Origin of the sequence: Deefgea rivuli DSM 18356, assembly GCF_000620145.1 — a bacterium.
Taxonomy (GTDB): domain Bacteria; phylum Pseudomonadota; class Gammaproteobacteria; order Burkholderiales; family Chitinibacteraceae; genus Deefgea; species Deefgea rivuli.
The window spans coordinates 1-26,034 of the sequence record NZ_JHVM01000021.1; the positions used below are offsets into that span (position 1 = coordinate 1).

General features: G+C 47.3%; 24 protein-coding genes. 22 read left to right on the forward strand and 2 right to left on the reverse strand.

Annotation, left to right across the window (positions count from 1 at the left end; genetic code table 11):
- Positions 1-763 precede the first annotated feature (763 nt).
- Together Q320_RS0109535 and Q320_RS0109540 are read left to right on the forward strand one after the other, a co-directional pair.
- Positions 764-1,627 carry a helix-turn-helix domain-containing protein gene (locus Q320_RS0109535; RefSeq protein ID WP_027468802.1) on the forward strand — a complete coding sequence of 288 codons (864 nt, stop codon included), beginning with the start codon at positions 764-766 and terminating at the stop codon, positions 1,625-1,627.
- A gap of 67 nt (positions 1,628-1,694) precedes the next feature.
- Positions 1,695-3,128, forward strand: coding sequence for an MATE family efflux transporter (locus Q320_RS0109540; protein ID WP_156939037.1), 1,434 nt, complete (start codon positions 1,695-1,697; stop codon positions 3,126-3,128).
- A gap of 79 nt (positions 3,129-3,207) precedes the next feature.
- Here the strand turns inward: Q320_RS0109540 and guaB are convergent, their stop codons facing one another.
- Positions 3,208-4,674 (reverse strand): IMP dehydrogenase, encoded by a 1,467-nt coding sequence (gene guaB, locus Q320_RS0109545; RefSeq protein WP_027468804.1) that lies wholly within the window; start codon positions 4,672-4,674, stop codon positions 3,208-3,210.
- Between the two features lie 258 nt (positions 4,675-4,932).
- On the opposite strand from guaB, the gene Q320_RS0109550 reads away from it, so the two are divergent.
- The 5 genes from Q320_RS0109550 (at position 4,933) to Q320_RS0109570 (ending at position 10,525) form a co-directional block, all read left to right on the forward strand.
- The gene (locus tag Q320_RS0109550) at positions 4,933-6,396 is read left to right on the forward strand and encodes a sensor domain-containing diguanylate cyclase (RefSeq protein WP_027468805.1); all 1,464 of its coding nucleotides are present in this window, start codon (positions 4,933-4,935) and stop codon (positions 6,394-6,396) included.
- Between the two features lie 124 nt (positions 6,397-6,520).
- Positions 6,521-7,696 carry a patatin-like phospholipase family protein gene (locus tag Q320_RS0109555; protein WP_035853383.1) on the forward strand — a complete coding sequence of 392 codons (1,176 nt, stop codon included), beginning with the start codon at positions 6,521-6,523 and terminating at the stop codon, positions 7,694-7,696.
- 28 nt (positions 7,697-7,724) lie between these two features.
- Positions 7,725-8,243, forward strand: a complete 519-nt coding sequence (locus Q320_RS0109560; protein ID WP_027468807.1) for a disulfide bond formation protein B — start codon at positions 7,725-7,727, stop codon at positions 8,241-8,243.
- 77 nt (positions 8,244-8,320) lie between these two features.
- Positions 8,321-9,259, forward strand: coding sequence for a LysR substrate-binding domain-containing protein (locus Q320_RS0109565; protein WP_027468808.1), 939 nt, complete (start codon positions 8,321-8,323; stop codon positions 9,257-9,259).
- A gap of 114 nt (positions 9,260-9,373) precedes the next feature.
- On the forward strand, positions 9,374-10,525 hold the full coding sequence (locus Q320_RS0109570) for an NAD(P)/FAD-dependent oxidoreductase (protein WP_027468809.1): 1,152 nt from the start codon (positions 9,374-9,376) through the stop codon (positions 10,523-10,525).
- Positions 10,526-10,673: 148 nt separating this feature from the next.
- On the opposite strand, the gene Q320_RS0109575 is transcribed toward Q320_RS0109570, so the two are convergent.
- Entirely contained in the window at positions 10,674-11,357 is a 684-nt protein-coding gene (locus Q320_RS0109575; protein ID WP_027468810.1) for an SPOR domain-containing protein, read from the reverse strand.
- Positions 11,358-11,525: 168 nt separating this feature from the next.
- Here Q320_RS0109575 and ndk point away from each other — a divergent pair, with 168 nt between their 5' ends.
- The 15 genes from ndk to Q320_RS0109650 all read left to right on the forward strand — a co-directional run bounded on the left by ndk (position 11,526) and on the right by Q320_RS0109650 (position 25,885).
- The gene (ndk, locus tag Q320_RS0109580) at positions 11,526-11,951 is read left to right on the forward strand and encodes a nucleoside-diphosphate kinase (protein WP_027468811.1); all 426 of its coding nucleotides are present in this window, start codon (positions 11,526-11,528) and stop codon (positions 11,949-11,951) included.
- A 195-nt stretch (positions 11,952-12,146) separates the two neighbouring features.
- Positions 12,147-13,280 (forward strand): dual-specificity RNA methyltransferase RlmN, encoded by a 1,134-nt coding sequence (rlmN, locus tag Q320_RS0109585; protein ID WP_027468812.1) that lies wholly within the window; start codon positions 12,147-12,149, stop codon positions 13,278-13,280.
- Positions 13,277-14,020, forward strand: a complete 744-nt coding sequence (gene pilW, locus Q320_RS0109590) for a type IV pilus biogenesis/stability protein PilW (RefSeq protein ID WP_027468813.1) — start codon at positions 13,277-13,279, stop codon at positions 14,018-14,020. Before rlmN ends, pilW begins: the two co-directional genes overlap by 4 nt.
- Positions 14,013-14,900, forward strand: a complete 888-nt coding sequence (locus Q320_RS0109595; protein WP_027468814.1) for a RodZ domain-containing protein — start codon at positions 14,013-14,015, stop codon at positions 14,898-14,900. The genes pilW and Q320_RS0109595 overlap by 8 nt, the downstream gene beginning before the upstream one ends.
- Positions 14,901-14,904: 4 nt before the next feature.
- On the forward strand, positions 14,905-16,179 hold the full coding sequence (gene ispG / locus Q320_RS0109600) for a flavodoxin-dependent (E)-4-hydroxy-3-methylbut-2-enyl-diphosphate synthase (RefSeq protein ID WP_027468815.1): 1,275 nt from the start codon (positions 14,905-14,907) through the stop codon (positions 16,177-16,179).
- An 81-nt stretch (positions 16,180-16,260) separates the two neighbouring features.
- Positions 16,261-17,529, forward strand: coding sequence for a histidine--tRNA ligase (gene hisS / locus Q320_RS0109605; protein WP_027468816.1), 1,269 nt, complete (start codon positions 16,261-16,263; stop codon positions 17,527-17,529).
- Positions 17,530-17,543: 14 nt separating this feature from the next.
- Positions 17,544-18,173 (forward strand): YfgM family protein, encoded by a 630-nt coding sequence (locus Q320_RS0109610; protein WP_027468817.1) that lies wholly within the window; start codon positions 17,544-17,546, stop codon positions 18,171-18,173.
- Between the two features lies 1 nt (position 18,174).
- Positions 18,175-19,302 carry an outer membrane protein assembly factor BamB gene (bamB, locus tag Q320_RS0109615; RefSeq protein ID WP_027468818.1) on the forward strand — a complete coding sequence of 376 codons (1,128 nt, stop codon included), beginning with the start codon at positions 18,175-18,177 and terminating at the stop codon, positions 19,300-19,302.
- 72 nt (positions 19,303-19,374) lie between these two features.
- On the forward strand, positions 19,375-20,754 hold the full coding sequence (gene der / locus Q320_RS19350) for a ribosome biogenesis GTPase Der (RefSeq protein ID WP_035853386.1): 1,380 nt from the start codon (positions 19,375-19,377) through the stop codon (positions 20,752-20,754).
- Between the two features lie 85 nt (positions 20,755-20,839).
- Positions 20,840-21,091 (forward strand): RNA chaperone Hfq, encoded by a 252-nt coding sequence (gene hfq / locus Q320_RS0109625; RefSeq protein WP_027468819.1) that lies wholly within the window; start codon positions 20,840-20,842, stop codon positions 21,089-21,091.
- A gap of 195 nt (positions 21,092-21,286) precedes the next feature.
- Entirely contained in the window at positions 21,287-22,393 is a 1,107-nt protein-coding gene (hflX, locus tag Q320_RS0109630; protein ID WP_027468820.1) for a GTPase HflX, read from the forward strand.
- Positions 22,390-23,583, forward strand: coding sequence for an FtsH protease activity modulator HflK (gene hflK / locus Q320_RS19355; protein ID WP_051534642.1), 1,194 nt, complete (start codon positions 22,390-22,392; stop codon positions 23,581-23,583). The genes hflX and hflK overlap by 4 nt, the downstream gene beginning before the upstream one ends.
- 12 nt (positions 23,584-23,595) lie before the next feature.
- Entirely contained in the window at positions 23,596-24,474 is an 879-nt protein-coding gene (gene hflC / locus Q320_RS0109640; RefSeq protein ID WP_027468821.1) for a protease modulator HflC, read from the forward strand.
- Positions 24,475-24,482: 8 nt separating this feature from the next.
- The gene (locus tag Q320_RS0109645) at positions 24,483-24,665 is read left to right on the forward strand and encodes a DUF2065 domain-containing protein (RefSeq protein WP_027468822.1); all 183 of its coding nucleotides are present in this window, start codon (positions 24,483-24,485) and stop codon (positions 24,663-24,665) included.
- A gap of 35 nt (positions 24,666-24,700) precedes the next feature.
- Positions 24,701-25,885, forward strand: a complete 1,185-nt coding sequence (locus Q320_RS0109650) for an ATP phosphoribosyltransferase regulatory subunit (protein WP_245590992.1) — start codon at positions 24,701-24,703, stop codon at positions 25,883-25,885.
- Positions 25,886-26,034 lie beyond the last annotated feature (149 nt).

Genomic DNA, 26,034 nt, shown 5'->3' on the forward strand with positions numbered 1-26,034 from the left:
TCATTTGAGTTGGGCACCACTTTTGCTTTGCCCTTACTGCCTGTTTCGTCGAGTAATAAATAGCAATCGAGTTTGGATTTAGCCACATCAATACCGAGGTAAAACATGATGAGAATCTCCTTTAAAATGCCCAATTCGCCCATTTGCCTTGTACATGCAGGGTCAAAGCCCTTGGCTACCGTTCAGTGTCTTGACTGGCGAAAGGAGTAAGGTGAAGGGTTCAATCTACCTTGCAAGGTCTGTGCCTTAAAGTGCCGCTCAAGCTCACTTCACCTCATGTGATACTAGCTAAGCATCACATTGAACAAGATACAAAGTGCCGCGCGGCATGAGCGCGATCCCGAGTTCAAAAGTCATAGCAGTAGCAGATTTAGAAAATGCCACGTTGGATAATGTTTTTGGTGCACTCGCATCACGTACTGCGAAAATCGGCGCAGTTCGCTTCGCTAGGTGCACCCTATGGTGTTCTTAGATGTATTGCTCTGTGTTTATCTATAAATAAAGGCTACAGCAATATACCCAATATAACTGCATCAAGCTAAACCCAAAAACCGCTTATTCTCAGCGGTTTTTTGTGTTCATTAAAGCTTTCGTGGGCAAGCCCGCTCCGGTGACGCGCTGAGGTCGCTAGCTAATCGGCAAAAGTTTCAAACCTCGCCGCCGCTAAGAAATGATTGATTCAATCAGCCCACCTACTTTTCATGCTGCACAATGGCTCATCTGAGCTTACAATCGGCGCACTATTTCCTGAGTGATGCAGAAAATGAAAGCGTCGTATGAAAAAATTACTGTCGAAAAAGGTGAGTCGTGGGCTTTTTTTCGGCGTGATGCGCAGCTAAGTTTGCCGTTTAATTGGCATTATCACCCTGAGTATGAGCTGTCTTTGGTGCTCAATGCGCGGGGTACGCGCTATATCGGCGATCATATCGAGCATTTCACTGGCTGTGATTTGGTGTTGACCGGCCCCAATTTGCCGCACACGTGGGCGGTGACTTCGGCTGATCCGGTTGAGCTGATTGATGTTCGGGTGATCTGGTTTACGCGGCAGTGGTTAGAAAATTTGTGTGAAGTTTGTCCTGAATTTATTCCGGTTTTGCAATGGCTGGCTGGCGCGAGGCATGGCTTGCTATTTAGTCAGACAATTTTGCTTGAAGTGCGGCCACTGATGGAGCAAATGATTGAGGCTGAATCCATTGAGCGTTTGCTGCTGATGTTTAAGGTTATGCGTACTTTGAGCCAAGCGCAGCCAATGCTTTTGTCGGCGGCCGCATTTACTGGCGAATTGAATACACGGGGTGAGGGCCGTATTAAGCGGGTGACGCAATATTTAACCGAGCATTATTGCGAGAATATCAATCTAGAAGTATTGGCCCAACTGGCGAATTTGTCGGTCAATAGCCTTTGTCGTGCATTTAAGCAGCATACTCGAATGACGATTTCTGAATACGTGACGCAGTTGAGAATCGGTAGTGTGTGCGAAGAATTGATAGAGAAAAACGAAGCGATTTCGCTGATTGCCTATCGCGCTGGCTACTGCAATTTAACCCATTTTAACCGCCAATTTAAGCGGATCAAAAGCATGTCTCCCAGTGAATTTCGCGCCAAATTCAGACGCGAATCGCACTAAATATTGCCGTCATTGACCAGTACTAACACTGTATATGCCAATATTAAACAGTCATATTGGTAGTTGAGTGTTTGCATGGCAAAGTGATTGGGTCTTCACTTCTCATTTCAACCATTGTTGCGGGGCTTTATTGATCGCTCGCAATGAGAAAATTGGTCATGCTATGAAACCCGATTTATTGAATTTTTACCGATTGGCAATTCCTGTTACGATTCAAATTTTGTTTTTATCTGCTAGAAATATTGCGGATATTTTAATGACATCCTCATTGGGCATGATTGCCGTGGCTTCGGTCGGTATTTCAAGTAAAGCCATTATGGTGGGTATGGTTGCTTTGGGTGGATTAGCCAGCGGGAGTAGTGTGCTGGGTGCTCAATATTGGGGTGAGAAAAATCTAGTTGGACTCCGCAAATCGATTTGGCTTGGATTGGCAACATCAGTTCTGTTTGTTTTATTGCCTATTTTGATTTTATTTAATATTTTTCCTGAGCATCTGGTTTCATTGGCGAGTGCAGATCAAACCATCGTGAAAAATGCTTCGGCTTATTTGAGCGTATTTGGCCCTGCATTCATTTTTTTAGCTATTAATAATGTCCTAGGAATTGCGCTGCGTGTTTCAGGGCGGGCCGCTCTGGCCACTTACGCCAGTTTGATCGGCGTCGCTTTAAATGTTGGCTTAAGTTATGTGTTTATTTTTGGAATGGGCTCCATAGCTGCAATGGGGATTCTGGGTGCTGCTTGGGCGACAACAATTAGTGCTGCGATTGAGTTTTTATTAATTTATGTTTATTTCGCAACTAGAATTAATTTCTTATTGCCTAAATGGTCTGATTTAATATCAATTAATTGGGCTGAGGTAAAAAGTTACGCCGCAATATCAGTGCCTTCAACCATTAATGGTTTGCTATGGGCTATTGGTATCTTTATTTATAATATTATCTATGGACGCATTGGTACTGAGGCTTTGGCAGTGATGGCTTCACTCACACCGCTGGAATCCATTGCGGCTTCTGTGGAGCAAGGTTTAGCAACCGCAACCGCTATTTTATTAGGAAATTCACTGGGTCAATCTGATTTTACAAAAGCGCGAGCGGATGGTTTTAAATATTTAAAATACAGTGTTTGTACATCACTGATTTTAGGCATTGCTTTAATTGCAGTGATGCCTCTGTTTTTAAGTATCTTTAAGCTGGATGGCGATAAATCACAGATAGCGATTTTGGTTTATTTGGTTATGGTTCTGACTTTTTGGGTGAAGACAATTAACGCTGTTGGTATTAGCGGCGTATTGCGTAGCGGTGGTGATGTTGGTGCCGGTTTGAAAATTGATATGATTGGGCAGTGGGGAGTGGGTATTCCTTTGGCATTGATTGGTGCCTTTGTACTGAAACTGAGCTTGCCGATTGTGTTTGCATTAGTGATGTTTGAAGATATTTGCAAAGCATTTCTCACTACATCACGAATTAAGAAATATCTTTGGGTGAAGAAAGTGACTGTTTAAGCCTATAAATAGGGGAGCAATTTTATTGGCAATAAAAAACCGCTGACTCGCAGCGGTTTTTTTATTTAAAGCTTCAAACTTAATCTTGATGATAGTTCGGGGCTTCTTTGGTGATTTGCACATCATGTACATGCGATTCACGGATACCGGCTGAAGTGATTTGCACGAACTCAGCTTTAGCATGAACATCGTCAATGGTTGCGCAGCCGAGGTAACCCATTGATGAGCGCAGGCCGCCGACCAATTGATGGATCACTGCAGACAATGGGCCTTTGTATGGAACGCGGCCTTCGATGCCTTCGGGAACCAATTTATCGGCATCCGCGGTTTTGTCTTGGAAGTAACGATCTGACGAGCCGTTCGCGCCAGACATTGCGCCCAAGGAGCCCATACCACGGTAGCTCTTGTATGAGCGGCCTTGGAAGAGTTCAACTTCACCTGGTGCTTCTTCAGTACCGCCGAACAAACCACCGAGCATCACCATGTGCGCGCCAGCTGCAATCGCTTTGGCGATGTCGCCCGAGAAGCGAATGCCGCCGTCAGCGATCAATGGTACGCCCGTGCCTTCAAGTGCTTCAGCCACATTCGCTACCGCAGTGATTTGCGGTACGCCAACGCCTGCAACGATACGTGTCGTGCAAATCGAGCCTGGGCCGATACCGACTTTGACTGCATCTGCGCCAGCTTCAACCAAGGCCAGAGCTGCAGCCGCAGTGGCGATATTGCCGCCAATCACTTGCACTTGTGGGAAGTTGGTTTTGACCCAACGCACACGATCCAATACGCCTTGGCTGTGGCCGTGGGCGGTATCAACCACAATCACGTCAACGCCAGCTTCAACCAGCAATTGCACGCGCTCGTCCGTGCCAGCGCCAACGCCAACCGCAGCGCCAACGCGCAAGCGGCCTTGTTCGTCTTTGGCGGCGAGTGGATGTTCGCTGGTTTTGATAATGTCTTTAACGGTGATCAAGCCTTTGAGCTGGAACAATTCGTCGATAACGAGAACGCGCTCAAGGCGGTGTTCGTGCATCAGCGCGCGCGCATCATCAATGCTGGTGCCTTCACGAACGGTAATCAAACGCGCTTTTGGCGTCATGATCGATGAAACCGGCACATCAAGGCGCGTTTCAAAACGGATGTCGCGGTTGGTAACGATACCCACCAACTTGCCGTTATCAATAACAGGTAAGCCAGAAATTTTGTGTTGACGGGTCAGTTGCAATACATCACGCACCAGCATGTCAGGTGAAACGGTGATCGGGTCTTTTACAATCCCTGATTCGTAACGTTTAACTTTCGCCACTTCTTGGGCTTGACGCGCTGGCGTCATGTTTTTATGCAGAATACCGATGCCGCCTTCTTGCGCCATGGCAATCGCCAATGGGGCTTCAGTAACGGTATCCATCGCAGCGGAAACCAGTGGCAGGTTCAGGCGGATATTGCGCGTGAACTGAGTGGCCAGCGAGACATCGCGCGGCATAACATTGGAATGAGCGGGTACCAGTAGAACGTCGTCGAACGTCAGGGCTTTTTGCACAATACGCATGAAGAGAATCCTTTTCGCCAAAAAAGCATTATACCGAAACAGCGATGACACGCCTATTGCATTGTAATGATTCAGGTGCTTTTCATGCCGTAGCGCGGGTTAAAAAGTGTATTTCTTCAAGTCTCTATGTAAATTCTTGCAGTTTCGTATTTTATGCTTTCTTGCCATGTAACCAATTGGGTGCATAATGTTGATACTTATTTTGCATATTCAGTCAACGAAAACTCAGTTCATTTATTCAATGGCCAAGGGGGTAGTGTGCCAAGGTTTCCAAAGCGTTTGCGTTTGTTATTGCTGGTTGCGGTGCTATTGATTGCTGGATTTTTGACGACAAGTGTGGCGAGTTATTTGGTCTCACGAGATGCGGTGCGTGAAGGGATTGTGGGTAGTGCCTTGCCGCTGACGGGGGATAATATTTATTCAGAAATTCAAAAAGACATCTTACGTCCTGTATTTATTTCTTCGCAAATGGCGCATGACACCTTTGTTCGGGATTGGATATTGCACGGTGAGAAAAATTCAGAGCAATTAGAACGTTATTTAAATGAAGTGAAAATGAAGAATGGTATGTTTACGAGCTTTTTGGTTTCGGATAAAAGCCAACGTTATTATCATGGCAGTGGCATTCTTAAAGAGCTTAAAGAAAACGATCCGCGAGATGCTTGGTATTTCCGTGTAAAGAATATGAAAAAGCCATTTGAAACGAATGTTGATCCTGATTGGGCTAATCGGGAAAAAGTCACTATTTTTATCAATTACCAAATTTTTGATTACCAAAACCAATTTATCGGAGCAACGGGCGTCGGTTTAACTTTAGATACGATGAGTCATTTGTTAAAAAATTATGAGCAGCGTTTTCAGCGACATATTTATTTTGTGAATGAAGCGGGCGAAGTTATGCTGACAGGTAATCCAGCACAGGCGAGGATTTCTATTTTAAAACAGCCGGGAATTCGTGATGTTGCAGCAAAAATGCTGAATCATCAGGTGAAACCAGTTCAATTAAGTTACAAGTTAAATGGACAGTTGATTCAGGTTAATACGCGATTTATTCCTGAGCTGGGTTGGTATTTGATTGTTGAGCAAAATGAAACGGCAGATTTATTGCCATTGCAGCATATGTTTCAATTGAATTTATTTATTTCAGCATTGATTACTCTATTAGTACTGTGCATTGCAATGTATAGCATCAATCGAAATCACAGCAAATTAGAAACGCTAGCCAATACAGATGGTTTAACGCGCTTATTAAATCGGCAAGCTTTTGAGTTGGTATTGAGCCAAAAGCTGAGTGAATTAGCGCGTCGGCCACGCTCTTTGGTCGGTATTTTGATCGATATTGATTTTTTTAAACGAATTAATGATGAGTTTGGTCATACTGCCGGCGATGCAGTACTGCGCGAAGTGGCACAAGTACTTAAAAAAACGGCCAGAACGGGGGATACCTTGGCGCGTTGGGGCGGTGAGGAATTCATTATTCTGCTGGACGATTGTGGGAAAGCGATGGCGTTGGAGTTGGCCGAGCGTCTACGTGTGGCGATTGCTGAGCATGATTTTGCTTTGCCACGGCCCACTCAAATCACGATTAGCTTGGGGCTGGCTGAGCTACAAGTTGGTGAAACAGAGATCGAGTTTTTTCAGCGCGCGGACAATTTATTGTACGCGGCGAAATCAGGCGGTCGCAATTGCGTGATGGTGGATGCATCAAGATGCAGAGCCTAAGCCATTGTGAGTTGATGTAGTGAATCGTGATTGCTGCATTGCATGATGGGCAGAAGTGAAATCTCGGGCTAACGTGTAGTAAGGTAGCGTTTGCTGCTGGTGGACTTGGCTGGAGATCACGACGATGAAACCAGCACTCTCTGTGGCGCCCGATACGGCGCTGATTCTTTCCGGTGGCGGCGCACGTGCGGCTTATCAAGTCGGGGTTTTACTGGCGATTGCGCATTTATTGCCACAACACGCAAAAAATCCTTTTCCCATTATTTGCGGTACATCAGCGGGCGCGATTAACGCGGCAGCAATGGCGGCGGGCGCTGGCGAGTTTCGCAGAACGGTGTTTATGCTGGCGCGGATGTGGCAGGGGCTGAATACCGACGATATCTATCACGGCGGTTTGCCGTGGCTAGCGGGCGCAGCGGGGCATTGGCTGAGCGCCTTAGTATTTGGTGGCTTGGGCAAATATAATCCGCGTGCTTTTTTAGACAATGAGCCGCTGCGCGCATTTTTGACGCAACGCATGGATTTTACGCAAATTCAGCACAATATCGATAGTGGCGCGCTGCGTGCCGTGTCGATTTCAGCTTTGGGCTATACCAGCGGGCAATCGGTATCGTTTTTTCAAGCCGCTGCTGAGCTAGAAGATTGGGCACGAGCCAAAAGAATTGGTGTACGTACCGAGCTGAACATGTCTCACCTTATGGCTTCTAGCGCGATACCCTTGATATTTCCTGCCGAGCATATTCACCGTGAGTATTTTGGTGATGGTTCGGTGCGGCAAATCGCACCACTCAGCCCTGCGATTCATTTGGGTGCACAGCGCGTGCTGGTAATCGGGGTTGCGCCGCAATCAGAAGACGGCCCAGCACGGCAGCGCAGTATGGCTTATCCCACTTTGGCGCAAGTGACCGGTCAGCTGATGAATAGTGTTTTCCTTGATAGTTTGGATACCGATTTGGAGCGCATGACGCGAATAAATCGCACTTTATCGCGAATTCCCGAGTCGGTGCGCGTGCAATCGGGCTTGGAATTACGCGAAATTGAAGTGCTAACGATCTCACCATCGCAGCCTTTAGAGCGCCTCACGATGGGATTTAGCCGAGATTTTCCGCTGGGAATGCGTTTTTTATTGGGCGGTTTAGGCGCTTTTCGGCGACAAGGTTCGGTCGTGGCGAGCTATTTATTGTTTAGTGGCGCGTATTTACGTGAATTGATTCGTTTGGGCTATCGCGATGCAATGGCAAAAGAGGCCGAATTACGTGTTTTTTTGACTGCAAATCATTCGACAAGCGGCGTAGAATAGCTATTTTCTATCTTGCCGGAGTTCGGGCATGGCTTTGCTACGTTGGCGTGTTGGGTTTTTTGTGTTGTTCTTGGTGTGTGTCGGCATGTTGGGTTTTGCCCTCTATCATCAATTCTATCAATGGCTGATGCCATGTCTCTTGTGCGTCTACGAGCGCATGATCGTTATTGTTTTAGGTTTACTCAGTTTGCTGGCAGCGATTTGGCAGCCTGCAACGCGGCGCGGCGTGCTGACTTTTTCGGGGCTTTATGCGCTGATTGCGCTGTGGGGCGCTGGGATTACAGTTTGGCATTTGCTGATTCAATTTGGCCCGAAAGAATCGGGTGTGAGCTGCGCATCAAGCCTGCCTTTTCCGATTGATTTAAATGCGATCCCGGGCTGGATTGCGGCGGTGATTCGTCCCGTTGGCGATTGTTCCGTGGTTGACTTTACGCTGTTTGGTATGTCGATGCCATTTTGGCTACTGATTGCGTTTATTGGCTTTTTGCTGCCCTTGTCGATGTTGACGCGAATTCGCTTAATCGAAATCCGTCGCCGAGGCTTATAAATGACACTTATTGAATTGCGTTATGTCCTCGCCGTCGCCCGTGAGCGGCTCTATGTTCGTGCAGCTAAGGATGAGCAATGACACTCACTGAATTACGCTACATTGTTGCCGTCGCTCGTGAGCGCCATTTTGGCCGCGCCGCAAATAGCTGTTTTGTGTCGCAGCCGACTTTGTCGGTGGCGGTGAAAAAACTGGAAGAAGAACTTGGTGTGGCTTTGTTTGAGCGCGCCGCAGGCGATGTAACCGTCACGCCGACCGGCACGCTGATCGTTGAGCAAGCGCAGCGCGTGCTGGAAGAGGTTTCCTTGGTGAAGCAACTGGCCGAGCAGGGTAAAGACCCATTAGCGGGCGCTTTGCGTTTGGGGGTGATTTATACGATAGGCCCGTATTTGCTACCGCATTTGATTCCGCGCTTGCGCGAAATTGCACCGCAAATGCAATTGCTGCTCGAAGAAAACTACACCGCACGTTTGGCTGAAATGCTTAAACAAGGCGAAATCGATTTGGCCATTTTGGCCGAACCGTTTCACGAAGGCGGCATTAGTACGCAAGCTTTGTACGACGAAGATTTTGTCGTCGCGACACCCAAAGGGCATGAGTGGGAGCAATTAACCAGCATTGCTTCGGAGCAATTGTCCGATGAAAATGTATTGCTCTTGTCGCCTGGCAATTGTTTCCGCGATCAAGTTTTGCAAACGTGCTCGGATTTGAATCGTGAAAGCATGTCGGTGGGGAGTTTGCAGCGGACTTTGCAAGGTTCATCCTTGACGACGATTCGGCATATGGTCGCCGGTGGAATTGGTGTGACGGTTCTGCCGGCTACATCGGTGAGTGCGGCTGACGATGCTTTATTGAGCATTCGACCTTTCACTACGCCTGTACCTTCGCGGCGCGTGATTTTGGCGTGGCGACGTAATTTTCCGCGCCATGCCGCGATTGAAGCGGTGCGACAAGCTTTATTGCAATCGAATTTAGAGCCGATTCATCGCTTGCCCGATGCGCCAGTGAGCCCGTAGTTGATCGTATGAATCTATGCGCCCTTTTAAAGCGCGTTGGATGATTTTTGATTTGTAAAAGTTAAAAAGCTGGCTTGGGTCAGCTTTTTTATTAGTTAAAAAATAGGAAAAAAAATGACTGCGCCAGTGATGATTTTAGGGAGCGGCCTTGCTGCATACAATGTGGCACGGGAATTTCGCAAATTAGATAAAACCACGCCGCTGACGATTATTTCGCGTGATCATGCCGGTTTTTATTCCAAGCCTATGTTGTCGAACGCCTTGTCGGGCAATAAAAGCCCTGAGCAATTGCTGATGAAATCGGCGGAAAAAATGGCCGAGGAACTCAGCGCAACGATTTTACCGCACAGCAAAGTGCTGGCGATTCATGTACATAATCAAGAAGTGCTGCTCGGAGATGATGTGCGCTTGCCGTATCGCGATTTGGTGTTGGCACTTGGGGCTGATCCGATTCGTTTGCCGATGCTGGGCGATGGCGCGAGTGATGTGTTGTCGGTGAATGATTTGGATGATTTTGCGCATTTTAATCGCCGTTTAGCCAATGCTAAAACGGTGGTGATTTTGGGTGCAGGTTTGATTGGTTGTGAGTTCGCCAATGATTTATTGTCGCGCGACATTACACCGATCGTGATCGATTCTGCATCTTGGCCATTACCTCGCTTGTTGCCGCAAGTGGCGGGGGATTTTCTGGCGCAAAAATTAAGCGCAGCGGGTGTGCAATTTCACTGGGGCGTGACAGCCAAAGCGGTTGATGCAGAAGGTGCGGGTTTTAGTGTGAAATTGAGCAATGGCATGACGCTGCAAGCTGATTTGGTGTTATCGGCCGTTGGCCTGCGCTCACGCACTGAGTTGGCGGCTGCGGCAGGTTTGCATATCAGTCGTGGCGTCGTTGTTGATCGTCATTTACAAACGAGCCAAGCGCATATTTATGCGGTCGGCGATTGCGCTGAAGTGGCGGGTTGGATCTTGCCTTTTGTGATGCCAATTATGCATCAAGCCAAGGCATTGGCCGCTACGCTAGCAGGTACGACGACTGCGCTGAAATACCCAGCCATGCCCGTGATGGTGAAAACGCCAGCTTGCCCAACCGTGGTTGCGCCGCCGGCCATCGGCAGTGTCGGTGAATGGCATGTTGAAACGAGTGAAAACGGTATTTTGGCGAAATTCATCACTGATGATGGCGCGATGGCGGGCTTCGCCTTGCTGGGATCTGCTACCGCACAACGTCAAGCGCTGACGCCTGATTTACCTGTGGTTTTGGCTTAAATCACAGGGAAGGTTCATCTACATGATTGCTTTGCGATATTTTTGTAGATGGATTTTTAAAATCTAAATTAGATGGTGGGTATATCAATATAGCGCTTATTTAATAATGCTTATATTGATATACCCCATGCTCAATATTGCGCTGAGCTTATTCAGTTTTGATAATCGGTTCTATGCCCAATTTACGCAGTTTTTTTACCGCCGCATTGGCTTCAGCCTTGGTTTTGAATGGGCCAATTTGCACGCGTGTTTCTAAATACGCTGGAATGCCAGCGGCTTGAATTTGAGCGAGTAATTTTTCTGCATTACTTGAATGCAAAAATACGCCAGCTTGCACGCTAAAACCCAAATGACTACTGCTGGCTATAGGGAAGTTCGAAGCCGGTGCAGGCATGCTCTGCGGTGTTGCTGGCGCAAGTGGCAATGTAGGTTTTGGTAGGGGGGTTGTCACTGGCATCGTGATTGGCTTTTTAGCGCTGCTGATTTCAGTCGTGCGTTTTGGCACGTTGCTAATGGCCTCAGTCTGCGTTTGATTCGGCGCTGTTGTGGCGGCAGGGCTTGGCGCAGCACTCACTGTCGGCACGGCTTCTGGTGCGCTGGCAACTTCACTGGCGGCGATGGGAGCAATTGCGCTGGCGATGGGGGCAACACTGACGACGGGCGCGATTTGCGGAATTTGCACTTCGGGCGAGGCTTTGTCTCGATCGAACCATGCAATCGCGCCAAGTACGCCGGCAATCAGTGTGCCCGCAATACCCAGTCGCCACAGAAGTTGGGTTTTTAATTGCTGCTGTTCTTTCTGCTGCAAGATGGGGTCAGGTTTATCACTCATCTGTCAGGTGCTCGCTATGGTGGTATACTATTAGACTATTTGCCTCGTATTTTGGCAAAATTAGTCTATGTGAAAGTTCGAATTCGCACGAGGCTAGCTGAAATTACATTGCGCTGCAAAGATTCTTTCATTTGTTTGAACATAACGCCTCACCCTGGAGATTATAAAATGGCTGTTGAAATTACCCTGTCGATTATCAAACCTGATGCTGTTGCTAAAAACGTAGTGGGTAAAATTTACGATCGTTTTGAAACTGCTGGTTTAAAAATCGTAGCAGCGAAACTAAAACACCTGAGCCGTGCCGAAGCTGAAGGCTTCTACGCTGTGCATAAAGAACGTCCTTTCTTCAACGCTTTGGTTGAATTCATGATTTCGGGTCCGGTGATGATCCAAGCTTTGCAGGGTGAAAACGCCATGCAAGTGAATCGTGATTTGATGGGCGCAACGAATCCTAAAGATGCAGCAGCTGGCACGATCCGCGCAGATTTCGCTGATAGCATCGATGCAAACGCAGTACATGGTTCTGACAGTTTGGAAAATGCAGCAATCGAAATCGCTTACTTTTTCGATGCAAAAGAAGTTTACGCCGCTTAAGTTGTAAAGCAGTTTAGTGATAATGGCTTTCCTCTTCATGAGTGAAGAGGAAAGTAGTTAGGTAGTAAAGCAAAGGTTTTTTGCTCCGTTGTCTTGCTGTATGAATAGTGCAGCCTGCGGTTCGATGCCTTGCGGTAAATTTTTTGTACCAGTATTTAAATGAAATAAATGGCGCAAGCCTTGGTGGGTAAAAAAATGGCAATTAATTTGTTGGATTACGATGCGGAGCGTCTAGGCCAATTGATGGTACAACTCGGCGAAAAACCGTTTCGTGCCAAACAACTGATGAAGTGGATTCATCAGCGCGGCGTAGCTGACTTCGATGCGATGAGTGACATCGCCAAATCGTTCCGACAAAAATTAGCGATTGATGCCCATATCACGCCACCTGCAATGATGGCCGAGCAGCAAGCCAAAGATGGTACGCGCAAATGGTTGCTGGATGTGGGCACCGGCAACGGCGTTGAAGCGGTGTTTATTCCCGAAGATGACCGTGGCACCCTTTGTGTTTCCAGCCAAGTGGGCTGTGCGCTGGACTGTTCTTTTTGCTCGACGGGGCGACAAGGTTTTAACCGAAATTTAAGTACTGCCGAAATTATTGGTCAATTGTGGTGGGCGAATCAGCGTTTATCGTTCGATGCCGCGCGGATTGGTGATGCGACCAATGATGACAAACGAATTGTGTCGAATGTCGTCATGATGGGGATGGGCGAACCACTCGCTAATTACGAAAATGTTGTCGCTGCGCTGCGTTTGATGCTGGATGATAATGCTTATGGTTTGTCGCGCCGCCGCGTGACATTATCGACGTCGGGTTTAGTGCCGCAATTAGATCGTTTGCGCGAAGACTGCCCAGTGGCTTTGGCGGTGAGCTTGCATGCGCCGAACGATGCAATTCGCGATGATATTGTGCCAATTAATCAGAAATATCCATTAAAACAATTGCTTGATGCGTGTAATCGTTATCTTGAAAAAGCACCTCGTGATTTTATTACTTTTGAATATGTGATGCTCGATGGTGTGAATGATCTGCCTGAGCATGCGCGTCAAGTGGCGGCAATGCTGCGCTCGACGTCAGCTAAAATTAATTTAATTCCATTTAATCCGTTCCCGAATTCTAGTTTTAAACGTTCGAGCCGAGACGCTATTGTGCGTTTTCGTGATATTTTGCTGCAAGCGGGCTACATTGTGACTGTGCGCAAAACGCGTGGTGATGATATCGACGCCGCCTGTGGACAGCTTGCTGGGCAAGTGCAAGATAAAACCCGACGCCTTGAGCGTATGGCTGAAACTCGACCGATCTTGTTTAAAACTGGAGGGGATACGTGAAAAATACCTTATTGCTACTGGCTTTGTGTCTTGGTTTTAGCCATTTGGCGCAGGCAGATACTGATGCTGGAGAGTCTCGTGCTTCAGTTCGTACACGGTTGGCATCAGAGTATTACAAAATCGGCCAATATACGGTGGCCGTATCGGAAGCGCAAAAAGCCATTGATGCCGATTCAAAGTACGTTTTGGCTTACAATGTGATGGCGCTGTCTTATTTGGCTTTAAAAGATAAGGCAACGGCAGCAAAATTTTTTAAAGAGGCGCTGAATATTGCGCCAATGAATCCCGATGTGAATCACAATTACGCCAATTTTTTGTGTGCGAATGGTGAAGTTGCAAAAGCGCAAACACATTTTAATACGGCTCTGAGTGATCCACTTTACCCAACGCCGGATCAAACCATGATGGCTGCCGCCAATTGTGCCATTAGCAATAATGATTTAGCGCTGGCGGCCGAGTGGTATAAGAAAATTTTGACTTTGCGTCCTAATCATTTACAGGCCAAATATCAGCTCAGTGGTTTGCTGTTAAAGTCGGGTGATTTGCCAGAAGCAAAACGATTATTTATTGAAATGTATAAGACAACGAAGCCATCACAGGCGGAGTTGCTTTGGTTAGGCATTAAAATCGAGCATGCGATTGGCAATAAAGCTGCTGAACAACGCTATGCGACTGAATTACTGGCTTTATTCCCTGATTCAGTAGAGGCCACTAAGTTACAGATTGGAAAATATGACTGATCAGTTTGAAGAATCAACGCCTTCACTTACCGCTTTACCTTTGGCTGCATTACTACCCGCAGGTCGCCAATTACGCAATGCGCGGGAAGCTTTGGATTTAACACCAGAACAAGTGGCTCTACAGCTTAAGCTTTCGGTGCGTCAAATTACTGCGATTGAGCAAGAAGCATTTGATGAATTGCCGAGTAATTTGTTTATTCGAGGCTTTGTGCGTAATTATGCACGGCTCGTGAAGCTGGATGCTGAGCCTTTGCTGGCTTACCTTGCTGAAGTTTTGCCGACTGAGCAAGCGCAGGCGACATTATTAGATACTTCGATCACTTCTGGTGTGGCCTTACCTCGGGCAGTAAAAAATCAACGACATTTATCTCCTGTATGGTTGATGATGGGTTTGGGCTTAATTTTGGGGGTTGCTGCAGTGTTCTGGTTTTTGCAGCAACCGGCCAATCCAGAATTGGCTTTGCCAGAAATCGATACGCCGCCAGTCCTTGATTTGCCAGTTGCTTCTGCTGTGGTTGAGGCTACTGCGATGCCGGCTAGTGTTGCCAGCAGTGTGGCTGTGGCCGCGAGTGTCGCGAGCGCTATTGTAAGCAGCAGTCCAGCCGCAGAAACGGCTTCGAGCATCGCGGCTGTATCAAGTGATGCGATCAAAGTGACTTCATCCACTGATAGTTGGGTGCAAATTATTGATGCCAATGGCAATAAAGTATTGTCAGAAATTATTCGCCCAGGTATCGAGCGTACTGTGGATGGCAAACCGCCATTTGCGGTAAAAGTGGGCAATGCGCCAAAAACTACTGTGTATTTTCATGGTCAGAATGTCGATTTGAGTGCATATCTCAAGCCCGGCTCTGATGTGGTTAATTTGGAATTGAAATAAACGTATGTCGAATCTGATTACACGTCGTAAAACTCGTCAAGTTCAAGTCGGCCATATTTGGGTGGGAAGTGATCATCCGATTGTGGTGCAATCGATGACCAATACCGATACCGCCGATGCCGAAGGTACGGCGCGGCAGATTTTTGAGCTTTGGCGTGCCGGTTCTGAAGTGGTGCGGATCACCGTCAATAGCCCAGAAGCTGCGGCGCAAGTGGCAACGATCAAAACCAAACTTGAAAACTGGGGCTGTAAAGTGCCTCTAGTTGGTGATTTTCATTACAACGGTGATCGTCTGCTCAGAGATTTCCCTGAGTGTGCAGAAGCTTTGGCCAAATACCGGATTAACCCGGGCAATGTGGGCAAGGGTAGCAAGCGCGATGAAAAATTTGCGTTGATGATTGAAAAAGCCATCGAATATCAAAAGGCCGTGCGGATTGGTGTGAACTGGGGTTCGCTCGATCAAAGCATTGCTGCGCGCATGATGGACGAAAATAGCAAACGCTCGCAACCAATGAGTGCAGAAGCCGTGATGCGTGAAGCACTTATCGTATCGGCGCTAGAATCGGCTGAGCAAGCGGTGAAATGGGGCTTGTCGCCGGATAAAATTTTACTGTCGTGCAAGGTTTCACACGTACAAGACTTGATTGCGGTCTACCGCGATTTGGGTTCGCGCTGCGATTATCCATTGCATTTGGGCTTGACCGAAGCAGGAATGGGTAGCAAGGGCATCGTTGCATCGAGTGCCGCTTTGGCGATTTTGATGCAAGAAGGGATTGGTGACACGATCCGCATTTCACTGACGCCAGAACCAAATGGCGACCGCACTAAAGAAGTGATTGTCGCACAAGAATTATTGCAAACGATGGGTTTGCGCAGCTTTACACCACTGGTGACCGCCTGCCCAGGCTGTGGCCGTACGACATCAACGGTGTTTCAAGAGTTAGCGCAAGACATTCAAACCTTCTTGCGTGAGAAAATGCCGATTTGGCGCAAGGATTATCCAGGCGTTGAAGATATGAAAGTCGCGGTCATGGGCTGTGTGGTCAATGGCCCAGGTGAATCGAAACTGGCTGATATCGGGATTAGTTTGCCAGGCACTGGCGAAATACCAGTGTGCCCGGTCTACGTTGATGGCGAGAAAGATGTCACCTTAAAAGGTGATAATGTCGTGGTCGAGTTTCAAGCGATTGTTGAGAATTATGTTGCGACGCGGTATGGTGCTAACGGCGTGAAGCGGCGTGAAACGCAGGCAAAAGTAATTCCATTAATGCCTGTTTGATGATGTATTTGAATGTGGGCCTTTATTGTTAGGGCTTGTGTGGCAATACCCCTGTTAAGTTTTAATTTAAAGAATAAGAAGATGGCTGAGACAATTCAAGCGATTCGTGGAATGAATGATATTTTGCCAGCGGAAGGTACGCGCTGGCAGTTTTTTGAGCAAGTGTCACGTGAGTGGCTGGCTGCGTATGGCTACCAACAAATTCGAATGCCGATTGTTGAATCAACGCATTTGTTTATTCGTGGTGTCGGTGAGCATACCGATATTGTTGAGAAGGAAATGTATGCCTTTGAGGATAGCCTCAATGGTGAAAAACTGACGCTGCGTCCCGAAGGGACTGCGGGTTGCGTGCGGGCGTGTATTGAACATGGCCTGCTTTACAATCAAACTCAGCGTTTGTGGTATACCGGCCCGATGTTTCGTCACGAGCGCCCGCAAAAAGGCCGCTATCGTCAGTTTCATCAATTAGGCGTCGAGGCTTTTGGCTTTGCAACGCCGGATGTTGATGCAGAAATGATCGTGATGCTGGCTGATTTATGGCCTCGTCTCGGATTGACTGGAATGAGTTTGGAATTGAATTCACTCGGCAATCTGGAAGAGCGTGCTGCACATCGTGCTGAGTTGATTCAGCATTTAGAGGGGTATATCGATATCCTTGATGAAGATGGCAAGCGTCGTCTGTATACCAACCCATTACGTGTCTTAGATACTAAAAATCCAGCCTTGCAAGCGATGGCGGACAATGCGCCGCAATTAATGGACTTTTTAGGTGAAGAATCTAAAGCGCATTTCGATGCGGTGAAGGCCTTGCTCGATGATGCTGGAATTAGCTACAAGCTTAATTCACGCTTGGTGCGTGGCCTCGATTATTACAATCGCACCGTGTTTGAATGGACGACCACGCAATTGGGCGCCCAAGCGACGGTGGCTGCTGGGGGGCGTTACGATGGCTTAGTTGAGCAATTGGGCGGCAAACCTTGTCCAGCCGTGGGTTTTGCGATTGGGATCGAGCGCGTAATGCTCTTGCTTGAAGCTAATGAAGTGGCAATTCCGGTGCAGCAGGCCGATGCGTATGTAGTGCATCAAGGCGACGCGGCGGCAAAAAATGCATTTAATGTGGCGCGACAATTGCGTGCGGCAGGCTTGAACGTGATTTATCACGGCGGTACGGGTAGTTTCAAATCGCAATTCAAAAAAGCTGATCAGTCAGGGGCACGATTTGCGGTTGTGATTGGCGAGGGTGAAGTTGCAACGCAAACGGCAAACTTAAAAACATTAACTGGCGAGCAGCAAGGTGCGCAACAAACTTTGCCGCAAGATCAGTTAGCACAAGTAATTCGTAGTCTTTAATTCAGGGGATCAGCATGGCCGCATTTGATTTACAAGAACAAGAACAAATTGCCAGCTTGAAAGATTGGTGGCATAGCTGGGGCAAATGGGCTGCAGTGGCGATTGCTGCTGTTTTAATTGGCTTTGCGGCTTGGGCAGGATGGCAGAATTATCAAAAAAGCCAAATTGCCAAAGCGGCTGAAGTATATGCACAGATTGAAGCGAATTTAGCTGAAGATGGCAAATTCAAAGCCGCTGTGGCTTTGCTTAAATCAGACTTTGCAAAAACACCATATGCGCCACGCGCAGCTTTGATTGCGGCCAAACTGCAATACTTGAAAGGCGATGCAGCAGGTGCGCGCAGCGAATTGCAATGGGTGATCGATAACAGCAAGGAAGCGGTATTACGTGATACTGCACGCTTGCGTTTAGCGAGTATTTTGCAAGAAGACAAAAAATTTACTGAGGCTTTGGCTTTAGTGAAAACGCCAGAAGAAGACGGATTCTCAGGTTTGTTCGCAGAGTCTCGTGGTGATATCTATCAAGCCAAAGGCGAGCCTGCAGCTGCTGCAGATGCTTATCGTCAAGCGATTGCTAAATTGCCAAAAGATGCGCCGAATTTGAAATTGGTTGAAATCAAACTTGATGTACTAGGGAGCAAGTAATATGAACTGCTTGCGACCGCTATTACTATTGAGTGTACTCGGCCTTGCTGCGTGTGGCACCACGATGAGCAATGCGCCAGAACCAGCGCCATTGCCTGTTGTTGTATCGAAAGTAAAAACAACAGTGCTGTGGAAAAGTTCGGTCGGGGATAAAACTGAATATCGCTTTCAGCCGGCATTTAATGGCGAGCTGATTGCTGCGGTCGGTGGTAATAATGAATTGGCTTTGTTTGAACGAGCTAGCGGTTCAAAACGTTGGCAGATTAAAGTTGATCAAGATGTTGCTGGCGGCGTTGGTATTTCTGGCGGTGTTATTGCAGTTGGTACGATCAGTGGTGAAGTTTTGGCCTTTGATTTATCAGGCAAAAAAACATGGTCTGCTAAAGTAACGAGTGAAATTATATCAGCGCCTGTTGTTAGTGATGATTTTGTTGTCGTTCGCTCAGGCGATGGCAAAATTAGTACGTTTTCAGCGGCAACGGGTGAGTTGAAATGGATTTACCAGCGTCCGCAACCTGCGCTTTTACTGCGTAATTATGCACCGCCTGTAGTTGCAGATGGCGTTGTTTATGTGGGGCAAGCAGCAGGTCGTTTAACGGCAATTTCAATTGCTGATGGACGTGTCTTGTGGGAGGCGCCTGTTGCATTGCCACGTGGTGCAAGTGAGTTAGAGCGTGTTACTGACATTGTGGCGCCGCCTGTAGTTCGTGGCGATGTGGTGTGTGCGGTTGCTTTCCAAGGTCGAGTTGCTTGCTTTGGCGCTAAGCAAGGTAATTTATTATGGAATCGAGAAATTTCCAGCTGGACTGGTTTGGCAATTGACGATCAGCAAGTCTATGTTACCGATGCTAAAGGGCAAGTGAATGCTTATGAGCGGAGCAGTGGGCGCAGTGTTTGGCGGCAAGATTTGTTAGCAAATCGTTTAGTCACAGCCCCAGCCGTATTGGGTAGCAATGTTATTGTGGGTGACTTAGACGGATATTTACATGTATTAAATCCAGAAGATGGTCGTTTGGTTGGGCAATTAGCAACCGATGGCGGCCGAATTTATTTAGCACCGCAATCTGATGGCTCGCAAGCGATTGTTCAGACCGGAAAAGGCAGTATTTTTCTGCTGAGTGCACAGTAATACCCATTTGATTTCGTCAATACGCCACGCGGTGTGGGGTATGACGATAAATCGATGGAATAAGGAATTGAATTGAAACCAACTATCGCCCTCGTCGGCCGCCCTAATGTGGGCAAATCTACACTGTTTAATCGTCTTACCAAATCACGTGATGCTTTGGTGGCCGATCAGCCTGGCTTAACGCGTGATCGCCATTATGGCCACGGTAAAGTCGGTGAAAAACCGTATTTAGTCATTGATACTGGTGGTTTTGAGCCGGTCATTGATGAAGGCATTATGTTTGAAATGGCCAAGCAAACGCTGCAAGCGATTGATGAGGCCGATGCGATTATATTTATCGTGGATGGCCGTAATGGTTTGACTCCGCAAGACAAAATGATTGCCAATCGCCTGCGTCAAGGTGATCGCCCAGTTTGGGTGGCGGTGAATAAAATTGAAGGTATGAATAGCGCCATCATGACCGCCGAATTCCATGAGTTTGGTTTGGGTGATCCAGTGGCGATTTCAGCATCACATGGCGAAGGTGTTCGTCATTTGATTAATGAAATTTTAGAAGGCTTTCCAGATCAAGAGCCAGAAGAAGAGCCGACTCATCCGAAATTTGCCATTGTTGGCCGCCCTAACGTCGGTAAATCAACGTTGGTGAACGCCATTTTGGGCGAAGATCGCGTTATTGCGTTTGATCAACCCGGCACAACACGTGACTCAGTGGCTATTGATTTTGAGCGAAATGGCTCCAACTATACGGTAATCGATACTGCGGGTGTACGTCGTCGCGGTAAGGTCACTGATATGATTGAGAAGTTCTCAGTCATTAAAACCATGCAAGCGATTGAAGATTGTAACGTCGTGATTTTGGTGCTGGATGCAACGCAAGATGTATCGGATCAAGACGGTAAGATTGCGGGCTTCGTGCTGGAATCAGGCCGTGCTTTGGTGGTGGCAATTAATAAATGGGAAGCTGCGGATTTAGAGCAAAGAGAAACCATTAAGCGCGATATCGCGCGTAAATTGGCGTTCTTGGATTTTGCTAAATTCCATAATATTTCTGCATTGCAAGGTAGTGGTGTCGGCGATTTATTTGGCTCGATCAATCAAGCCTACGATGCCGCGATGATTAAGATTCCAACGCCGAAATTGACGCGCGCTTTGCAATTGGCGATGGAGCGTCAGCAACCGCCTTTGGCTGGTAAAATTCGCCCGAAAATGCGTTATGCGCATCAGGGCGGTAGTAATCCACCGGTCGTGATTATTCACGGTAACGCTTTAGAGGCAGTACATGCTTCATACTGGCGCTACTTAGAGCATTTCTTTATCAAGACGTTTAAATTGCAAGGTACGCCGTTGCGTGTGCAGTTTAAAAAGAATGAAAATCCATTTGAAGGTAAAGAAGCGCCACAACGTGGTCGCCGTGGTCCACAAGCGGCAAAGAATGCGTTGAAAAAACGCTGAGCTGGCAGTGCTCGTATTGTTTGTGTAAGATGTTTTGAGCCCATACCCGTAAAGACGGAAAACTAATAACAGTCGGAGAATAATAATGAGTGCTAAGGGGCAAATGCTGCAAGACCCATTTTTGAACATCTTGCGTAAAGAACATGTACCTGTATCGATCTATTTGGTGAATGGTATTAAATTGCAGGGCCAGATTGAATCATTTGACCAATACGTCGTGTTGTTACGTAACACCGTAACGCAAATGGTTTACAAGCATGCAATTTCAACGGTCGTGCCTTCACGTGCAGTGACTGTACCGCATGAAAATCCGGCCGCAGCCAGTACTGAAAGCTAATTGATTGAGTATGAGTCAACCCCGAGAGCTTGGTCTTTCGGGGTTTTCTCTTGCATGGAAGTTTGTTTTATTAGAAGTAAGTACTAGTGCAAAAGTTTTATGGCAAGGCGTCAAAGCCGCAGGCAGTACTTGTCGTACGACAAGGCGAGACAACAATGCAAGAAAACTTTTGCTTATCTACTTAAAGAGGTCTGCATGTTTGAACGCCATAAGGGCGGTGATGATGCGATTCTAGTTTGTCTTGATTTTGGTGAAATTGATTTTCAAGATGCGCGCGAAGAGTTTATCGAATTAGTAAAGTCAGCTGGTTTAAATCCTTTGCTGGTGATTGAAGGCAAGCGCCAACGTCCTGATCCTGCGTATTTTTCGGGTAGTGGCAAAGCGGATGAAATCGCTGAAGCAGTGTTGGCCAACGAAGCGTCTTTGGTGGTTTTTAATCATCAACTATCGCCTAGCCAAGAGCGTAATTTAGAAAAAAAAGCGCAGTGCCGAGTTATTGACCGCACCACGCTGATTTTGGATATTTTTGCACAACGCGCACGGACTTCCGAAGGTAAGTTGCAGGTTGAGCTGGCGCAGCTGGCGCATTTGCAAACGCGTTTGATTCGCGGTTGGACGCATTTGGAGCGGCAAAAAGGCGGTGTTGGTTTGCGCGGTCCAGGTGAAACGCAGCTTGAAACTGACCGCCAACTGATTGGCATTCGAGTTAAACGGCTGAAAGATCAGCTTGTTACGGTGCAGAAGCAGCGTGCTACGCAAAGAAAGCAGCGCGGACGTACTGGGCAATTCACGGTTTCGATTGTTGGCTACACTAACGCAGGAAAATCAACGCTATTTAATGCGTTGACTAAGGCCAAGCTTTACGTTGCCGATCAATTATTTGCAACGCTGGATACCACCAGTCGTAAGCTCTATATCGATGCTGATCATTCGGTGGTGATTTCAGATACAGTGGGTTTTATTCGGGATTTGCCTCATTCTTTGGTCGCCGCATTTCGTGCCACCTTAGAGGAAACCATCGAAGCCGATGTATTACTGCATGTGGTGGATATTAATCACCCAATGCGCGATTCACAGATTATCGAAGTCAATAAAGTTTTAACTGAAATTGGTGCGGAACATATTCCGCAGTTGATGGTCTTTAATAAGATCGATCAGCGTGATCTGGCTGCTGAAATTGAGCGCGATGAATTGGATAAAATTCACAGCATCAAGCTCAGCGCCTTGCGTGGCGAAGGTTTAAACCTGTTGCGTGAAGCCCTGATTGAAGCAATGAATCAAACCGTTAAGGAAGATAAATGAGTCAAAATGATCCGCAATGGGGTGGTGGTCGCAATAAAAATGGTGGCCCACCAAATTTGGATGAGATTTTTCGTAATGTCATCAAGAAAATCAATGGTTTAATCGGTAATAAAATTCCGCAGAGCAATACACCGAGTAACGATTCTACGGGTTCAACAGGAATTGTTATTGTTTTAGGTGCGCTTGCTGTTTTATGGGCTGCATCGGGTTTGTATATCGTTGATGAGCGCGAAGACGCTGTGGTGACGCGTTTTGGTCGTTATGTACAAACAGTCGAAGATTCTGGTTTGCATTGGCATTTACCTTATCCGATTGAAGCGCGTGAAATCGTCAATATGACCGAAATTCGCAGCGTGGATGTGGGCGTTCGTGCAGAAGCGGGTTCAAGTAGTCCCGAATCAATGATGTTGACGGGCGATCAAAATATTATCCAAGTTCAGCTTGAGGTGCAGTACACCCTCAACTCAGCCAAAGACTTCTTGTTTAACAATCGATTTGCTGACGCTGATGCCAAAGATATGGTGCAACAAGCGGCAGAAACTGCGATTCGTGAAGTCGTGGGTAAAAATAACGTCGATTACGTTTTAAATGAAGGTCGCGGTACGATTTCTGAAGATAGCCGTGAAATCATGCAAGCTTTGCTGAATCGTTATGGCTTAGGGATTGTAATTTCCCGTGTGAATATTTCGGATATGCAACCGCCTGAACAAGTTCAAGCGGCATTCTCGGATGCGGTGAAAGCACGTCAAGATAAAGCGCGCTTGATTAATGAAGGCACTGCTTACGCCAACGATATTATTCCTAGAACCAGCGGTATGGCGGCGCGTTTAAGCGAAGAAGCGCAAGGTTATCGACAGCAAGTCGTAGCAACGGCTGAAGGTGATGCGTCACGCTTTAAACAAATCGCTGTTGAATACGCGAAAGCGCCACAAGTTACACGGGATCGGATGTATCTCGATGCGATGCAAACGGTATTCCAAAATACGACCAAAGTTCTGGTTGACCAAAAGGCCGGCGGAAGCTTGCTCTACTTGCCATTGGATAAACTAATGCAAATGAATGGTGTTACATCTGGCGCAGGCGCTGATGCGAGCCAAAAACCGACTGCGCCGACTGCTTCTGCGATCACTGCAGCAACAACTGATAATCCCGTAAATCGCGCTTTGCGCGGTGAACGTGATGGCCGCTAAGGAGGACGCAAAATGAATCGAATTCTTCCTATTTTGTCTGGCTTGATGTTGGTCTTGTTTGTATTTTCACTGTCAATGTTTACGGTCGATCAGCGGCAATATGCGGTGGTATTTCAGTTTTCTGAAGCCAAGCGCGTGATTAAAGAGCCGGGTTTGTACTTTAAAATCCCAATGCTGCAAGATGTTCGTTTCTTTGATAAACGAATCCTAACGATTGATGAAGACTCTCCTGCGCGGATTCAAACGATAGAAAAAATGAACGTTAAAGCCAATAGCTTTATCAAATACCAAATCGTTGATGTGGAGCGTTTCTACAAAGCGGTAGGGACAGATCAAGCCAAGGCTGTGGTTCGTTTGCGCAATACCGTGAACAATATGCTGCGCGACGAGTTTGGTAAACGTACGGTGCAAGACATCATTTATGGCAAACGTAATGAAGTGATGGAACTGGTACGCAAAGTAGCGGATGAAGATGCGGCGCGAATTGGTATTCGCGTGATTGATGTGCGAATCAAGCGCGTTGAGTTAGAAGACAGCACTTTGAATTCAGTTTATGAGCGGATGCAGTCTGAACGTAAAGCCGTTGCGAACCAATTACGTGCTGAAGGTAGCGCCGAAGGCGAAAAAATCAAAGCTGATGCTGACAGACAACGTGTCGTGATCATGGCAGACGCGTATAATGAGGCGCAGCAGCTGAAGGGTGAAGGCGACGCGAAAGCTGCGGCGATTTATTCTGATGCTTACGGTAGAAATCCTGAGTTTTATTCGTTTTACAAAAGCTTAGATGCTTATAAGCAAAGCTTTGCGAAGAAAAGCGACTTGATGGTCGTTGATCCTAGTGCTGAATTTTTCAAATATATGAAAAATCCACGCGCTGGCGCGGCGAAGTAAAGCGACAGGTGACCGATGTTGTTTTGATGGGTTTGGGGCTAATGCTGATTTTTGAAGGCATTATGCCCTTTACCTTGCCAGCTGTTTGGCGAGCAACGCTATTAAAAATAGCAACGATGACGGATCGCCAGATTCGTATTTTCGGTTTTTGTTCCTTGATGGTTGGTTTGTTGATTTCGCTGGTAGTGTAGGTATAGCTATCAATATATTGTTTTACGCCCGCTCTATGGATATACCCATCGGCGGGCATTTGAATGTCTGGACTATGCGCAACTGGATCCTACCTGAATATATTTCCGATGTACTTCCTATGGAGTCGCGTCAACTTGAAGCCATGCGTCGTGCTTTGCTCGACCTGTATGTTCGTTATGGTTACGAGCAAGTTGAGCCGCCTTTGGTCGAGTACGTCGAATCCTTGTTTACGCAAGACGATAGCGCGTTGGATTTAAAAACCTTTAAATTGGTCGATGAATTATCCGGTCGCCAAATGGGTTTGCGCGCCGATATCACGCCGCAAGTGGCGCGGATTGATGCGCATATCTTAAATCGCCAAGGTGTTACGCGTTTGTGTTACGCCGGTTCAGTCGTAACGACACGCCCTGATGGTCTGCTTTCTAACCGTCAACCTCGCCAAATTGGCGCAGAAGTCTACGGCTGTGCGCAGATTGGTGCAGATATTGAAGCGATTGAACTGATGTTGGCCAGTCTTGATTTGGCTGGCGTGAAAGATGTTCGCCTTGAAGTCGGCCATATTGGTTTATTTAATGCGATGGCCGATGCGGCGGGCTGGCAAGGTGAAACACGCCAATTGGCGTTTAATGCTTTGCAGCAAAAAGACAGTACCGCTTTGCAGCAATTAACGAGCGATGTATCGCCTGAACTGCGCCAAGGTCTGTTGGCTTTGCCGCTGTGTTATGGTGGTCACGAAGTGCTAGAGCGCGCTCGCGCTGCTTTGCCTGCGCTGCCAGCCGTGAGTGAAGCATTGGCTGTGCTCAATGAATTAGAAGCCGCGCTGATTACGCGCGGCATTCAAGTGCGTTTTGATTTGGCTGAATTGCCGGGTAGCTATTACCACACTGGTTTGGTGTTTAACGCGTATGCAACGGGCTTTGTTAGCGCTGTAGCGCGGGGTGGTCGTTATGATCGCGTCGGTGAGAAGTTTGGTCGCTCACGACCAGCGACGGGCTTTAGTTTGGACTTACGCGCTTTAACGGCTTTACCATTCCCATCGCACCGCGCGGGTATTTTAGCGCCACAAGGTGATGATGCGGCGCTGCTGAGTGCAATTCGTGCACTGCGCGTGTCAGGTGAAACAGTGATTGTTGATTTGGGTGTGGATGTCACTGAAGTGCATATTAATCGTTCATTGCAGCTAATTAGCGGGCAATGGCAAGTTGTTCCCCTGCAATAGGGGTTACGCAGCAAGCTCATTGCGAGTCCACGAAAGACATCAGAAATACGGAGTACTTCGCCTTGCATCGAATCACCAATACTCAGAATCGGCCTTGTTCGTGCTTCTTTTCGTGTTTTTCGTGTTCTAAGTTTTTGACTTTTGAGCGT

Bases quoted from the DNA above. Each gene is read 5' to 3' on its own strand.
- Q320_RS0109535 (WP_027468802.1), top strand. From the start codon at position 764: ATGAAAGCGTCGTATGAAAAAATTACTGTCGAAAAAGGTGAGTCGTGG.
- guaB (WP_027468804.1), bottom strand. From the start codon at position 4,674: ATGCGTATTGTGCAAAAAGCCCTGACGTTCGACGACGTTCTACTGGTA.
- Q320_RS0109555 (WP_035853383.1), top strand. From the start codon at position 6,521: ATGAAACCAGCACTCTCTGTGGCGCCCGATACGGCGCTGATTCTTTCC.
- Q320_RS0109560 (WP_027468807.1), top strand. From the start codon at position 7,725: ATGGCTTTGCTACGTTGGCGTGTTGGGTTTTTTGTGTTGTTCTTGGTG.
- Q320_RS0109565 (WP_027468808.1), top strand. From the start codon at position 8,321: ATGACACTCACTGAATTACGCTACATTGTTGCCGTCGCTCGTGAGCGC.
- Q320_RS0109570 (WP_027468809.1), top strand. From the start codon at position 9,374: ATGACTGCGCCAGTGATGATTTTAGGGAGCGGCCTTGCTGCATACAAT.
- Q320_RS0109575 (WP_027468810.1), bottom strand. From the start codon at position 11,357: ATGAGTGATAAACCTGACCCCATCTTGCAGCAGAAAGAACAGCAGCAA.
- ndk (WP_027468811.1), top strand. From the start codon at position 11,526: ATGGCTGTTGAAATTACCCTGTCGATTATCAAACCTGATGCTGTTGCT.
- rlmN (WP_027468812.1), top strand. From the start codon at position 12,147: ATGGCAATTAATTTGTTGGATTACGATGCGGAGCGTCTAGGCCAATTG.
- Q320_RS0109595 (WP_027468814.1), top strand. From the start codon at position 14,013: ATGACTGATCAGTTTGAAGAATCAACGCCTTCACTTACCGCTTTACCT.
- ispG (WP_027468815.1), top strand. From the start codon at position 14,905: ATGTCGAATCTGATTACACGTCGTAAAACTCGTCAAGTTCAAGTCGGC.
- hisS (WP_027468816.1), top strand. From the start codon at position 16,261: ATGGCTGAGACAATTCAAGCGATTCGTGGAATGAATGATATTTTGCCA.
- Q320_RS0109610 (WP_027468817.1), top strand. From the start codon at position 17,544: ATGGCCGCATTTGATTTACAAGAACAAGAACAAATTGCCAGCTTGAAA.
- bamB (WP_027468818.1), top strand. From the start codon at position 18,175: ATGAACTGCTTGCGACCGCTATTACTATTGAGTGTACTCGGCCTTGCT.
- hfq (WP_027468819.1), top strand. From the start codon at position 20,840: ATGAGTGCTAAGGGGCAAATGCTGCAAGACCCATTTTTGAACATCTTG.
- hflX (WP_027468820.1), top strand. From the start codon at position 21,287: ATGTTTGAACGCCATAAGGGCGGTGATGATGCGATTCTAGTTTGTCTT.
- hflK (WP_051534642.1), top strand. From the start codon at position 22,390: ATGAGTCAAAATGATCCGCAATGGGGTGGTGGTCGCAATAAAAATGGT.
- hflC (WP_027468821.1), top strand. From the start codon at position 23,596: ATGAATCGAATTCTTCCTATTTTGTCTGGCTTGATGTTGGTCTTGTTT.
- Q320_RS0109650 (WP_245590992.1), top strand. From the start codon at position 24,701: ATGGATATACCCATCGGCGGGCATTTGAATGTCTGGACTATGCGCAAC.